Below are 12,841 nucleotides of genomic sequence, written 5' to 3'. Positions count from 1 at the left end.
CACGGTTTGGCAGTCGGTCGTATCGCGTGTGTCCCCCCATCATGAGGAGCGTCAACTTGAATCGCCGAGAACTGTTGAAACTGGCCGCGCTGTCGGCCGTGCCGGGCGCGCTCGGCAGCATGTCGTCCCGTGTCGCGTTCGCGCAAGGCTCGTCCATCCAGCTTGCATGCCCGGTGCCGATGTCCGGGCCGTTCGCCGCGAACGGCAAGTACGCCGATCTCGGCATGCAGCTCGCCGTCAAGCAATACGGCACGGTGCTCGGCGCGCCGCTCGCGTATACGGCGCTCGACACCGAGGGCAAGCCGGCGACGGCCGTGCGGCGCGTGCAGGAAATCGCGCAGCAGAAGGGCGTGCGTTTCTTCGCGGGCGGCATCCTGTCGTCCGAATCGCTGGCGATGGGCAAGGAAGTGCAGAAGGCGGGCGGCGTGTTCATTACGACGGCCGGCGCGGACGAGATCACCGGCAAGGATTGCAACGCGGCGACCTTCCGCTGGTCGGTGCCGACCTTCGGCGCGATCGAGCAGACGGTGCGCCCGCTGATCCAGATGCTGCCGAAGGCGAAGCGCTGGTACACGATCACGCCGCAATACGTGTTCGGCGACGGCCTGCTGTCGGCCGCGAAGGCGGTCTTCAAGGAGAAGGGCATCGAGCACGTCGGCAACAGCTATCACTCGCTCGCCGAGAAGGAGTTCAGCGGCTACCTGACGAATGCGGCGGCCGCGCAGCCCGACGTGCTGCTGATCCTGAACTTCGGCTCGCAGTCGTCGGACACGCTGCGCCAGGCCGTCAGCTTCGGAATGAAGCGCAACTGCACGATCCTGCTCGCGTGGGCGTCGGGCCTCGAGCAGTTCGAGGCGCTCGGCCCGGACATCTGCGACGGCGTGTATTTCGGCGCGCAGTACTGGCACGGCATCGATTCGCCGCTGAACCGCGATCTCGTGAAGCGCGCGAACGCCGCATTCAAGGCAAACCCGAACTACAGCCTCGCGGGTTCGTACATCTGCTCGAAGATCCTGATCGACGCAATGGTGAAGGCCGGCAGCGCCGATCCGAAGAAGGTCGTCGCGGCGATGGAGGGGATGAAGTACGACGGCCTCACGGGGCCGGAGGAAATCCGCAAGGGCGACCACCAGGTGCTGAAGAACTACTACCTGCTGAAGGGCAAGCCGAAGGGCCGGATGAAGAACGCGGACGACTATGCCGACATCGTCAGCTCCGGCCAGTCGTTCCTGCCGCTCGACAAGACGGGCTGCAAGCTCGCGTGACGCCGTGCATGCGTTCGCGGCGCATCGCGCGCCGCGGGCGTCCGTTACCTTCCTTTCCGACACGGAAGCCATGAACGTCTATCTGCTGCAGATCGTCAACGGCATCGGCGTGGGCATGCTGTATTTCCTGCTCGCCGTCGGCCTGTCGATCGTGTTCGGCCTGCTGCGCTTCGTGAATTTCGCTCACGGCGCGTTCTATCTGCTCGGTGCGTACCTCTGCTACCAGGCGCTGCAATGGTCGGCGAATTTCTGGGTCGCGCTCGCGATCGTGCCGCTCGTCGTCGGCGCGTTCGCATGGATCGTCGAGAAGCTGGTGCTGCGTCACGTGTACGCGCAACAGCATGAATTCCACATCCTCGCGACGGTCGGGCTCGCGCTCGTGCTGCAGGAATGCGCGATTCTCGCGTGGGGGCCGCTCGGCGACAACGTGCCGCCGCCCGATGGGCTGAATGGCGTCGTGATCTGGGGCGCCTTCGTCTACCCGAAGTACCGGCTGTTCGTGATCGCATTCACGGCCGTCCTCGCCGCGTTGCTGTGGTGGGTACTCGAAGGCACGCGGCTCGGCAGCACGGTGCGCGCGGGCAGCGAGTCGACGGAAATGGTGTCGCTGCTCGGCATCAACGTGACGCGCGTGTTCAGTCTCGTGTTCGCACTCGGCGCGGCGACGGCCGCGCTGGCCGGCGTACTCGCCGCGCCGATCCGCGGCGTCGATCCGTTCATGGGCATCGAGGCGCTCGGCGTCGCATTCGTCGTGGTCGTCGTCGGCGGGATGGGGAATTTTCTCGGCGCGCTCGTCGGCGGGCTGCTGGTCGGCATCGTGCAGAGCCTGATGAGCACACTGTGGCCCGAAGGCGCGCGGCTGATGATTTATGTCGCGATGGCGGCCGTGCTGCTGCTGCGTCCGAACGGTTTGCTGGGGAGGGCCGCATGATCGATTCGTCGAAACCGATGCCGCCGGACGCGGCAGCGTCGCAACGCCCGCAGCCGTGGCGCGGCGTGCTGCAGCGGCCGGAAGGCTGGCTCGCGGTGGCGGCCGCGTGCGTGTTGCCGCTCGTGTTGAGTTCGGGCTCGCTCGCGACCGAAGTGCTGGTGTTCGCGCTCGCCGCGCTCGGCTGCAACCTGCTGCTCGGCTACACGGGGTTGTTGTCGTTCGGGCAGGGCATCTTCTTCGGGCTCGGCAGCTACGCGGCGGGGCTGGTGCTGACGCGCGGCGTCGCATCCGTGACGGCGGCGCTGGTCGCGGCCACGGTGCTCGGCGCCGCCGCGGCCGCACTCGTCGGCTGGTTCTCGATCCGGCAGCGCGGCACCTATTTCGTGATGCTGACGCTCGCATTCGGGCAGCTGTTCTACTTCCTCGCGTACACGACGCCGGATGTGACGGGCGGCGACAACGGTTTGCTCGACATTCCGCGCCCCGTGCTGTCCGCGTTCGGGCATCCGCTCGTCTCGCTCGATTCGCCGTGGCGTTACTACGGCTTCGTCGCGGTGCTGTTCGTCGCGGTGTTCTGGCTACTGCTGCGCGTATCGCGCTCGGTGTTCGGCCGGACGCTGCTCGCGATCCGCGACAACGAGGCGCGCGCGGCGGCAACCGGCTACGACGTGAAACGCTTCAAGCTCGCCGCGTTCGTGATCTCGGGCGCGGTCACGGGCCTGGCGGGGGCGCTGCACGCGTTGATGACGGGCATCGCGCCGCTGTCGAACATCGACTATCACACGAGCGAAATGATTCTCGTGATGACGGTGATCGGCGGCACGGGCAACCTGTTCGCGTCGGTGCTCGGCGCGGCGTTCTACGTACTGTTCGCGGACTGGCTGTCGACGTTGTGGCCGCGCTGGCTGCTGCTGCTCGGCCTCGTGCTGATCGCGGTCAGCCTGTTCATGCAGCGCGGGTTGTGGGGGCTGGGCGAACGCATCGTGACGTCGCTGCGGCGTAGCGACGGCGCGGCGGGAACGGTCAAGGAGCGGCAATGAGCGAAGCGATTCTCGAAGCACGCGGCATCGTCAAACGTTACGGCAAGTTCACGGCGCTGGGCGGTGTCGATCTGCGCATCATGCCGCGCACCGTGCATTCGGTGATCGGCCCGAACGGCGCGGGCAAGACGACGCTGTTCCATACGCTGACGGGCACGCTGCCGATCACGTCGGGCTCGATCCTGTTCGATGGCCAGGACGTGTCGCACGAACCCGATCACAAGCGCGTGCGGCGCGGCATCGCACGCTCGTTCCAGGTGACGAGCCTGTTTCCGAACCTGAGCGTGCGCGAAAACCTGCGCGTCGCCGCACAGGGCGTCGAATCGCGGCGGGCGCTGAATCCGTGGACGCCGCCGCGCGGCGCGCTCGCGCATGACGGCATCGTCGACGACGTCCTCGAGCGGCTCGGCCTGCAACGCTTCGCCGACACGGCAGCGGGCGTGCTGTCGCATGGCCAGCAGCGCCGGCTCGAGGTCGGCATGGCGCTGGCGGCGCGGCCGCGCGCGATTTTCCTCGACGAGCCGACGTCGGGCATGGGCATCGACGATCTCGACGACATGAAGGCGCTGATCCGCGGCCTGCGCGACGACTACACGGTGGTGCTGATCGAACACAACATGGGCATCGTGATGGATATCTCGGACACGATCACGGTGATGCAGCAGGGGCGCGTGCTGGTGGAAGGCAAGCCCGACGCGATTCGCGGCGACGCGCGCGTGCGCAGTGCGTATCTCGGCAACATGATCACCGGAGGCCGCGCATGATGCTCGACGTGAAGGAGGTTCATGCGTGCTACGGCAAGAGCCACGTACTGCAGGGCATTTCGCTGAGCGTGAACGAAGGCGAGACGGTGACGCTGCTCGGCCGCAACGGCGCGGGTAAATCGACGACGCTGAAGACGATCGCGGGCGTCGTCCCGCCGACCGGCGGCACGGTGACGTTCGCGGGCCGGCCGGTGTCCGGGCAGCCGGCGCACCGGATCGCCGCGCAAGGGCTGTGCTTCGTGCCCGAGCATCGCGGGATCTTCCGGCTGCTGTCGGTCGAGGAAAACCTGCGGCTCGGCGCGCGTCGCGATTCGCCGTGGCAGCTCGACGATATCTACCGGATCTTTCCGCGCCTGAAGGAGCGCCGCCGCAACGGCGGCGCGCAGTTGTCGGGCGGCGAGCAGCAGATGCTCGCGATCGGCCGCGCGCTGATGAATCATCCGCGGCTGCTGATGCTCGACGAACCGGTCGAGGGACTCGCGCCGGTGATCGTCGAGGAGATCGTCGAGCAGTTGAAGCGGATCAAGGCGGCCGGCGTCGCGATCCTGCTCGTCGAACAGAACCTCGAAGTGTGCACGCAGCTCGCGGATCGTCACTTCGTGATCGAGCAGGGCGTGATCGTCTACGAAGGCAGCAACGCGGCGTTCGCGGCCGATCATGACGTGAAGGACCGGTACCTGGGCGTCGGCGTCGCATGAGCCGTGCCCTTTCAATGCGAGGAATGGCAACGATGCAAGTACAGGATTTGACTCCGGGCGTCGCGGCGTCCGGCTTGCGCGTCGATGGTGCGCGACTGTGGGACAGCCTGATGCGTCTGGCGCGGATCGGCGCGACCGAGAAGGGCGGAGTGTGCCGTCTCGCGCTCACCGAACTCGATCGCGAGGCGCGCGACCTGTTCGTCGCGTGGGCGAAGGAAATCGGTTGCACGGTGCGTGTCGATGCGATCGGCAACATCTTTGCGCGACGCGTGGGCGAACGGGACGACCTGCCGCCCGTGGCGACGGGCAGCCATATCGATACGCAGCCGACGGGCGGCAAGTTCGACGGCAATTACGGCGTGCTGGCCGGCCTCGAGGTGCTGCGTACGCTCGATGACGCCGGGGTGCGTACGCGCGCGCCGCTCGAGGTTGCCGTCTGGACCAACGAGGAAGGTTCCCGTTTCGTCCCGGTGATGATGGGTTCCGGCGTGTTCGCGGGCGCGTTCACGCTCGACCATGCGCTCACGCAATGCGATCGCGATGGCGTGTCGGTGCGCGATGCGCTGGCCGCGATCGGCTATGCGGGCGACGCGAAGGGCGCGCATCCGGTCGGCGCGTATTTCGAGGCGCACATCGAGCAGGGGCCGGTGCTGGAGGCGCACGATACGACGATCGGCGTGGTCGAGGGCGCGCTCGGGCAGCGCTGGTACGACGTGACCGTGCACGGCATGGAGGCGCACGCCGGCCCGACGCCGATGGCGCTGCGGCGCGACGCGCTGCTCGTCGCGTCCGATCTCGTGCGCAAGGTGAACGAGATCGCGTGTGCGCATCCGCCGCATGGGCGCGGCACGGTTGGCTGGGTCGACGTGCACCCGAACTCGCGCAACGTGATTCCGGGCCGCGTGACGGTGACCGTCGATTTGCGCGCGGCCGACGACGCGACGCTGACGGCGATGGATGCGCAACTGCGTGCGGCATGCGCCGACCTGGGCGCGGCGGCCGGGATGCGGATCGACATCGAGCCGGTCGTGTACTTTCCGCCGCAGCCGTTCGATACGGCACTGGTCGGGCAGGTCCGCGCCGGCGCGCACGCGCTCGGGCTGTCGTCGATGAACGTGATCAGCGGCGCGGGTCACGACGCCGTGTATCTCGCGCGTGTTGCGCCGACCGCGATGATCTTCGTGCCGTGCAAGGACGGGATCAGCCACAACGAGATCGAGGACGCCGATCCGGCGCATCTGGAAGCCGGCTGCAACGTGCTGCTGCAGGCGATGCTGGGTGCTGCCGGGATCGCGGAGGGCGCTGCGCGATGAAGATCCTGATCGCCCGGATGAACCACGAGACCAACACGTTCTCGCCGGTGCCGACGCCGCTTGCCGCATTCGGCCGCAACGGGCCCGACTGGGGCGGCGACGCGTATCGCGCGAACCACGGGATGCGCACTGCGATGGCCGCATTCATCGATGCGGCCGCGCGCGAGGGCGCCGACGTCGTGACACCCGTGTCGGCGGCCGCGAACCCGAGCGGGCCCGTCGCGGCCGACGCGTATGCGGCGATCTGCGACGCGATCGTCGCGGCCGCGCCCGGTTGCGACGCGGTGATGCTCGACCTGCACGGCGCGATGGTCGCCGAGCAGAGCGCGGACGGCGAGGGCGACCTGCTCGCACGCGTGCGCGCGGCGCTGCCCGATGCGCCGATCGCGGTCGCGCTCGACCTGCACGCGAACGTCACGCAGAAGATGGTCGACAACGCGGACGTGATCGTCAGTTTCAAGACCTATCCGCACGTCGACATGTATGAGACCGGCGAACACGCGGCGCGGCTGCTGCTCGACCGGCTTCACGGCCGTGCGCGGCCGGTGCTCGCGTGGCGGCAGCCGCCGCTGATGGCGTCGACGTTGCGCAGCGCGAGCGCGGAAGGCGCGATGCGGCGCGCGGTGGAGGCCGCACGCGCGGCCGAAGCCGACGGGATGCTCGCGGTATCGGTGCTGCCCGGCTTCTCGCTCGCGGACATTCCCGCCCCGTGCATCAGCGTGGTCGTGGTGGCCGATGGCGACCGCGCCGCGGCCGATGCGGTGGCCGAGCGCATTGCGCGGCAGATCTGGGACGCGCGCGACGACTTCGTCTATCGCAGCGCGCCGCTCGCCGAATCGGTTGCGCAGGCTGCGGCGCTCGCACAGGGCGCGGACCGCCCCGTGCTGATGCTCGATCACGGCGACAACTGCATGTCGGGCGGCCCGTGCGACACGATGGACCTGCTCGAGGCTGCGCTCGCGCACGGGCTCGACGGCATCGTCAGCGGGCCGTTGTGCGATCCCGAGGCCGTCGCCGCGCTGATCGACGCGGGTGTCGGCGCAACGGTCACGGTGCCGGTCGGCAACCGGCTGCCGTCGCATGGCGGCGTGCGGCGCGAGCCGTTCCGTGCGACGGGCGTCGTGCGAGCGATCACCGACGGCGAATACGTGATCACGGGGCCGACGTATACGGGGCAGCGCGCGTACATGGGCCGCGCGGCCGTGCTCGACATCGGCGCGGCCACGCTCGTCGTCACCGAGCGCACGCAGGAGCCGTGGGATCTCGGCGTGTTCGAGAGCGTCGGCGTCGATCCGCGCCGCGCCCGTTTCCTGCTGCTGAAGTCGCGGATGTATTGCCGGCCGGTGTTCGTGCCGATCGCGGCGGCGCTGGTCGAATGCGACAGCCGCGGCGTGACGGGCTCGGACTACGGGCTGTTCCGTTACGAGCGGCTCGTGCGGCCCGTGTATCCGCTCGACGATGCCGCACAGTGGGAGTCGGGCGCGCGATCTGCAACCTGACGGATCGCGGCGCGAGACACCGGATCCGCGCGCTTTCGGGCATCATGCGATGGCGTCGACCCGTCGAGCAGCAGGGTCGTGCCATTCATTGCGTCCGCAACCGATCCGGAGAACCGACCGCCATGCATTCGAATCCCTTCCGCCTGCGCAGCGCGCGCCTGCTCGCCGCGCTGACCCTCGCCACGACGGCCGTTGCCGTGCACGCCGCCGACTGGATCGTGTCCGGCAACGACGGCAAGTACCAGCGCGTCGAGGGCCGCGACACCTATCTGCCTTCCCCGCCCGCCGACACGCTGACGCTGCTCGACGCCAGCACGTTCCCGCCGAAGGTCGCGCTGCAGGTCGACGTCGAGAACGGCATCCAGGGCCCGCCGCAGGCCGTCGCGATCACGCCCGACGCGAAGCTCGCGCTCGTCGGTGCGCCGACGCGCTACGACACGGCCGCGAAGCAGCTCGTGTTCGATACGTTCCTGCAGGTCGTGACGCTCGACGCCGCGCCGCCCGCGATCACGCGCATCGAGCTCGGCACGCATCCGCAAGGGATCGCGATCGACCGCTCGGGCCGGCTCGCGCTCGTCGCCAATGTCGACGGCAGCGTGTCGATCCTGCGCATCGATGGCACGCAGGTGACGCTCGACGGCAACCTGAAGATCGGCAAGAAGCGGCTGGCCGGGATCAGCTTCACGCATGACGGCAAGCACGCGCTCGTGTCGCTGCGCGACGAGCAGGGCGTCGCGGTGCTGAACGTCGACGACGGCAAGGTGACCGACAGCGGCACGCGCCTGAGCACGGGCGTCGCGCCCTACACGATCGACGTGTCGAGCGACAACCGCTGGGCCGTCGTCAGCAACGTGGGGCTCGCGGGGCTGCCCGGTTATACGGGCACGCTCGCGGGCGATGCCGATTCGGTCGCACTGATCGACGTGTCGCGCGTGCCGTTCCGCACGGTCCAGTACCTGACGGTGCCGTCGCTGCCGGAGGGCGTCGCGATCTCGCCGGACGGGAAGTGGATCGCCGTGCAGGCGATGGACGGCTCGAACCTGACGCCCGACAACCCGGGCCGCCACAAGCTCGGCAAGGTGCTGCTGTTCGCGATCCGCGACGGGCAGGCCGTGAAGGTGAGCGAGCTGCCTGGCGGCGAAGCCGCGCAGGGCATCGTGTTTACCGCCGACAGCCGGCACGTGATCGTGCAGTTCAACGTCGAACGGCAGCTTGCGCTGTATGCGGTCGAAGGCGGCAAGCTGCGCGATACCGGCAAGCGGATCGCGCTGACGGGCGGGCCGTCGTCGTTGCGGACGCTGCCGCGCTGACGCGCACGGCGTCCCGCTCGTTCCTCCCGGTGAGTTCATGCGGCGCCCGGATTTACGGGGCGCTGACCGGGCATTACGGACGCAGCAGATCGAACCCGCCGAACACGACGACACCGCTGAGCGCGATCATTGCGACGGAGTGCTGGCCAAAGTAGAGAATCGCGGCGGCAAGCCACGTCGTGATGCAGAAGGCGCCGATGCGGGCCATCGTGTGTTCCTCGAATGCGTGATGAATGAAGCGCGCGCCGCATGGCGTTCGCCGCTCGAACCGGCGAGCGGGTCACGAAGGCGGACGGAAAAGGCGACCCGCTGCGCTGCGATTGCGGCGTCGGCACGCGTGGCATGCGGCGCCGGACAGGGCGGGAGTCGATACCGGCGACGTTGCGCGTAGGCGCCCGAAGGCGGTCGGCGCGCGATTCCGGCCGGCGAATTCGCGATTTTACCAGCGCTGCCGCGGCGCGAATCTGGCCCTTTCGCGACCGGAACGGGGCGATCTGCGAAGCATTCGTCCGATCGCGGTACTCAAGTTTCGTGTGACGAATGCCGTAAACGAGTTGGAAGGCTTTCCCGCCCCGTCACGATTCGTATACCGACCCACGGACCGACACGATGCAGATCGATTTCTCCACGACCGCACGCGCCTCGCTGGCCGACAGCGGCGCAACCGCAAACCCGGCGGCCGCCCCGGCCGCAACCTCGTCCACCGACGGCACGACGTCTGCCACGGGGAGCACCGGCGCGTCGGGCACGAGCAAGACCAACGGCACCCAGGCGGCCGGCGACACCGGCGAAACGCTTGGCGCGGCGGGTGCCGCGTCGGCGGAGGACCCGGCCGTCGCCCAGTTGAAGGCATTGGTCGAGCGGCTGCAGAGACAGCTCGCGACACTGGAACGGCAGATGGCGGACGCGGCCCGGCGCGCGAAGGACGATCCGTCCGCCGTCATCGAGCAGCAGACGCTGGGCGCGGAAGCCAGCTCGATCTCGGCGGCGCTGTCGACGGCGATCTCGCAGCTCGCGGCGGCGCTCCAGAAGTCGGGCAACCCGTCGTCGGGCGGGCTGGTGTCGACGCAGGCCTGACGGTTTCGCGCGGCGCAGCCGTCACGGCTGCGTCGCCCGTACGCATTACAATCGCAGCTCGTCTCATTCGAAAGGATGGCAGAACGATGCATGCGGAACTCGACGACGACGAACTCGTCCGCTTCGACGCCCACGGCGGCACGCCGCTGCCGCCGGCCGATGCCGAAGGCTGGCTGGAACACGACGGCGCGCGCATCTGGCACGCGTCGTTCGGCCATGGCCCGCCGGTCGTGCTGCTGCACGGCGGCCTCGGCCACGGCGGCAACTGGGGCAACCAGGTGCCGGCGCTGCTCGCGGCCGGCTACAGCGCGATCCTGATCGACAGCCGCGGCCACGGCCGCAGCACGCGCGACGCGCAACCCTATTCCTACGAACGCATGGCGTCGGACGTGCTCGCGGTGCTCGATGCGCTGCAGGTCGATCGCGCGCGCTTCGTCGGCTGGAGCGACGGCGCGTGCATCGCGCTCGTGCTGGCGGCCCGCGCACCGGAACGCGTGGCCGGCGTGTTCTTCTTCGCGTGCAACATGGACCCGAGCGGCACGAAGGAGATGGTGCCGGGCCCGCTGATCGACCGTTGCTTCGCACGGCATCGCAAGGACTATGCGCAGCTGTCCGCGACACCCGACCAGTTCGACGCGTTCGTCGCGGCCGTCAGCGAAATGATGCGCACGCAGCCGGATTACAGCGAGCAGGATCTCGCGGCGATCGCGGTGCCGGTGACGATCGTGCAGGGCGAGCATGATGAATTCATCCGGCCCGAGCATGCCGCGTATCTGGCGCGCACGATTCCCGGTGCAACGCTGACGATCCTGCCCGGCGTGAGCCATTTCGCGCCGCTGCAGCGACCCGCGCGATTCAACGCGGCGATGCTGGCGTTTCTCGACCGGCTGCCGGGGTGATGCACGCACGGCCCGCTGGCGAGGGGGCGCGTGTGCCGGGCCGGGTTCAGACCATCGCGTTGTCAGCGCCAGGGATCTCGTGCGCCTTGATCTGCTTGCGCTGCAGCTTGTAGCGCAGCTTCCCGAGCATGCCGTCCTCGTGGCTGGTGCGCGTGATGTTCAGCACGTATTCGTCGTCCGGCGCGATCGCGTGCGCACCCATGATCCAGCGCACGCTTTCACGATAGTCGTACAGCGACTTGTCGTTGATGTCGGCAAGGAAGTACGACAGTGCGGCCATCGCGGTCGGGTGGCCGCCTTCGGCATGTCGGCGCAGCTCGTCGACGTAGCGATGGCGCGACGGATGATCTTCGAGGTCGCCGATGAACATCAGCATGCACGCGAGGCCGTCGGTATGCCCCATCTCGTGCGCCTTGCGTGCGGCCTCGACGGCCTCGACCTGCATGCGCGCGCGTTCGGCCCGGTCCGTGCTGGTGTGCCCGATGTGATGGTACGTGTAGCCGAGCCGGTACGCGGCCATGTTGCCGCCGGCTTCCATCGATTCGCGAAAGTAGTGGGCGGCGCGGTACGGGTCGGCCTCGACATGCGTGCCGTCCTCGTAGAAGCACCCGAGCAGGTAGCCGCACGAATCGCCGCCCGCCTCGTAGCCGAGCTGGCAGATGGCGAAGGCATCGGCGGGGCGCCGGTTGTCGTACTCCAGCGCGCTGGCGATCTGGTTCCATGCGAGCGAGCCTGGCTCGTTCAGGCGCGCGGCTTCGAGCCATGCGTCGCCGCGCGCGTGGTCCTGCGCGAAACCGAACGCGCCGGTGCGATGCCCGTAACCGCGCAGGATCATCGCCGACGTGCACGCGCGAGCGTCCGATGCACGTTCGACCGCGCGGGTCAGCCAGTCGCCATGTGGATCGAGGCGGAGCGCCAGTCGCAAACCCATCCCCATCGCGCGGTTGTCGTCGATCGGCTCGTTGCGTTCGGCTTCCTGCAGCCGCGCATAGGCCTGTTCGTACTCGCTGCGCGCGAAATGGCTGTGCGCGAGCCAGCGCAGCGTCTCCGAGCGGTGATACGGATGCAGCGCGGCCTTCGCACGCGCGAGCGTCACGGTGATCGCGTGGCGCGCATCGTCATCGTCGTCATCCGAATCGAGCGTATTGCCGGCGTAATCGTCGCGCCAGATCTCGTGCAGCAGCCGGTCCTTCTCGACCGCATCGAGGTGCGCGCACGCATCGGACGCGACGAACGCGCGGATGTGATCGTGCGAGCCGCCCCAGCGCGGCTGCATGTACCAGATGAACGTGCGCATCGGGAAGAACAGGCTCCGGTGGATGTGCAGCGTCGCTTCCATCCAGTACCACTTTTCCTTGCGCAGCTTCTTGCCCTGAACGGGGCCCGGCAGCGCGTCGGGAAATTCCGCCGGGCACGCGACCGGCACGTCGGGATTCAATCCGGAGCGCGCGAGCATGCGCTGCAGGTCGGCGCGCGTGGCTTCGTCTTCTGCGCCGACGTTCAGGTGCAGTTCGGTGACGGGCCAGCGGCGCTCGCGAACGAGCTGCGTGAGCCACTCGGGCTCGCCGAACGACGATACGCTCGTGAAGATCACCTTCGGCGCGCTCCACATCGTCGGCGCGAGCACCAGCGCGCGCAGCGCGGCGACGATCGTCATTGCGGCGCACGCATGCGCGCAGATCCAGCCGGCTTCGGTCACCGTCTCGGCCCAGCCGGAACCGCGGTATTCGTAGGCCCAGTGGTGCCAGTAATGCGCTTCGCACAGCCACGCGTGCGCGGAGCGCGGGTTCGCGGCCTGCCAGGCGCGCAGGCGCGCAAGGCCGTCGGCGCCGGCGGCGATGCACGGCTGCACGTCGGCCGGCAGTGCGTCGACGTACAGCGCTTCGGCCGTGCGGTCGGCGAAGCTGGCGGCGAGCGCGGCGTCGAGCTGCGCGTCGAGCGCGGCAAACTCGCCCGCGCGCAGCAGCGTGTCGACGTCGCAGATGAACCATCGGGACTTCGCGGGCGGGATCAGGTCGGCGGGAACGGAGGACATGTCGGTGTCG

12 protein-coding genes are annotated in these 12,841 nt (G+C 68.7%); 10 read left to right on the top strand and 2 right to left on the bottom strand.

Annotated features, from left to right (window positions below):
• The first annotated feature begins 56 nt into the window (after window positions 1-56).
• The 8 genes from DIE03_RS06860 (at window position 57) to DIE03_RS06825 (ending at window position 8,820) form a co-directional block, all read left to right on the top strand.
• Entirely contained in the window at window positions 57-1,265 is a 1,209-nt protein-coding gene (locus DIE03_RS06860) for an ABC transporter substrate-binding protein (RefSeq protein ID WP_124448732.1), read from the top strand.
• Window positions 1,266-1,335: 70 nt separating this feature from the next.
• Entirely contained in the window at window positions 1,336-2,196 is an 861-nt protein-coding gene (locus tag DIE03_RS06855) for a branched-chain amino acid ABC transporter permease (protein WP_124448730.1), read from the top strand.
• A complete protein-coding gene (locus DIE03_RS06850; protein ID WP_124448728.1) occupies window positions 2,193-3,236 on the top strand; it encodes a branched-chain amino acid ABC transporter permease in 1,044 nt (347 codons plus the stop codon). Before DIE03_RS06855 ends, DIE03_RS06850 begins: the two co-directional genes overlap by 4 nt.
• Window positions 3,233-4,000 carry an ABC transporter ATP-binding protein gene (locus tag DIE03_RS06845; RefSeq protein WP_124448725.1) on the top strand — a complete coding sequence of 256 codons (768 nt, stop codon included), beginning with the start codon at window positions 3,233-3,235 and terminating at the stop codon, window positions 3,998-4,000. Before DIE03_RS06850 ends, DIE03_RS06845 begins: the two co-directional genes overlap by 4 nt.
• Complete coding sequence (locus DIE03_RS06840) at window positions 3,997-4,698, top strand: ABC transporter ATP-binding protein (RefSeq protein ID WP_124448723.1); 702 nt, start codon at window positions 3,997-3,999, stop codon at window positions 4,696-4,698. The genes DIE03_RS06845 and DIE03_RS06840 overlap by 4 nt, the downstream gene beginning before the upstream one ends.
• 32 nt (window positions 4,699-4,730) lie before the next feature.
• Window positions 4,731-6,011: a Zn-dependent hydrolase gene (locus tag DIE03_RS06835; RefSeq protein ID WP_124448721.1), complete on the top strand. Its 1,281-nt coding sequence runs from the start codon at window positions 4,731-4,733 to the stop codon at window positions 6,009-6,011.
• The gene (locus DIE03_RS06830; protein WP_124448719.1) at window positions 6,008-7,510 is read left to right on the top strand and encodes a M81 family metallopeptidase; all 1,503 of its coding nucleotides are present in this window, start codon (window positions 6,008-6,010) and stop codon (window positions 7,508-7,510) included. Before DIE03_RS06835 ends, DIE03_RS06830 begins: the two co-directional genes overlap by 4 nt.
• 122 nt (window positions 7,511-7,632) lie before the next feature.
• A complete protein-coding gene (locus DIE03_RS06825) occupies window positions 7,633-8,820 on the top strand; it encodes a beta-propeller fold lactonase family protein (RefSeq protein WP_124448717.1) in 1,188 nt (395 codons plus the stop codon).
• A 73-nt stretch (window positions 8,821-8,893) separates the two neighbouring features.
• Here DIE03_RS06825 and DIE03_RS38680 read toward each other — a convergent pair whose 3' ends face one another.
• Window positions 8,894-9,028, bottom strand: coding sequence for a hypothetical protein (locus DIE03_RS38680; protein WP_006405345.1), 135 nt, complete (start codon window positions 9,026-9,028; stop codon window positions 8,894-8,896).
• 401 nt (window positions 9,029-9,429) lie between these two features.
• On the opposite strand from DIE03_RS38680, the gene DIE03_RS06815 reads away from it, so the two are divergent.
• Window positions 9,430-9,897, top strand: a complete 468-nt coding sequence (locus DIE03_RS06815) for a hypothetical protein (RefSeq protein ID WP_124448715.1) — start codon at window positions 9,430-9,432, stop codon at window positions 9,895-9,897.
• 86 nt (window positions 9,898-9,983) lie between these two features.
• Window positions 9,984-10,796 (top strand): alpha/beta fold hydrolase, encoded by an 813-nt coding sequence (locus DIE03_RS06810; RefSeq protein ID WP_124448713.1) that lies wholly within the window; start codon window positions 9,984-9,986, stop codon window positions 10,794-10,796.
• 46 nt (window positions 10,797-10,842) lie between these two features.
• Here the strand turns inward: DIE03_RS06810 and DIE03_RS06805 are convergent, their stop codons facing one another.
• Window positions 10,843-12,831 (bottom strand): DUF4034 domain-containing protein, encoded by a 1,989-nt coding sequence (locus DIE03_RS06805; RefSeq protein ID WP_260434816.1) that lies wholly within the window; start codon window positions 12,829-12,831, stop codon window positions 10,843-10,845.
• Window positions 12,832-12,841 lie beyond the last annotated feature (10 nt).

The organism is Burkholderia sp. Bp8992, assembly GCF_003853705.1.
Classification (GTDB): domain Bacteria; phylum Pseudomonadota; class Gammaproteobacteria; order Burkholderiales; family Burkholderiaceae; genus Burkholderia.
The sequence above is the reverse complement of the archived record's forward strand: the minus strand, read 5'-3'. Positions and strand labels throughout refer to the sequence as shown.

Bases quoted from the DNA above. Each gene is read 5' to 3' on its own strand.
- DIE03_RS06835 (WP_124448721.1), top strand. From the start codon at position 4,731: ATGCAAGTACAGGATTTGACTCCGGGCGTCGCGGCGTCCGGCTTGCGC.
- DIE03_RS06825 (WP_124448717.1), top strand. From the start codon at position 7,633: ATGCATTCGAATCCCTTCCGCCTGCGCAGCGCGCGCCTGCTCGCCGCG.
- DIE03_RS06855 (WP_124448730.1), top strand. From the start codon at position 1,336: ATGAACGTCTATCTGCTGCAGATCGTCAACGGCATCGGCGTGGGCATG.
- DIE03_RS06845 (WP_124448725.1), top strand. From the start codon at position 3,233: ATGAGCGAAGCGATTCTCGAAGCACGCGGCATCGTCAAACGTTACGGC.
- DIE03_RS06830 (WP_124448719.1), top strand. From the start codon at position 6,008: ATGAAGATCCTGATCGCCCGGATGAACCACGAGACCAACACGTTCTCG.
- DIE03_RS38680 (WP_006405345.1), bottom strand. From the start codon at position 9,028: ATGGCCCGCATCGGCGCCTTCTGCATCACGACGTGGCTTGCCGCCGCG.
- DIE03_RS06815 (WP_124448715.1), top strand. From the start codon at position 9,430: ATGCAGATCGATTTCTCCACGACCGCACGCGCCTCGCTGGCCGACAGC.
- DIE03_RS06850 (WP_124448728.1), top strand. From the start codon at position 2,193: ATGATCGATTCGTCGAAACCGATGCCGCCGGACGCGGCAGCGTCGCAA.
- DIE03_RS06840 (WP_124448723.1), top strand. From the start codon at position 3,997: ATGATGCTCGACGTGAAGGAGGTTCATGCGTGCTACGGCAAGAGCCAC.
- DIE03_RS06810 (WP_124448713.1), top strand. From the start codon at position 9,984: ATGCATGCGGAACTCGACGACGACGAACTCGTCCGCTTCGACGCCCAC.
- DIE03_RS06805 (WP_260434816.1), bottom strand. From the start codon at position 12,831: ATGTCCTCCGTTCCCGCCGACCTGATCCCGCCCGCGAAGTCCCGATGG.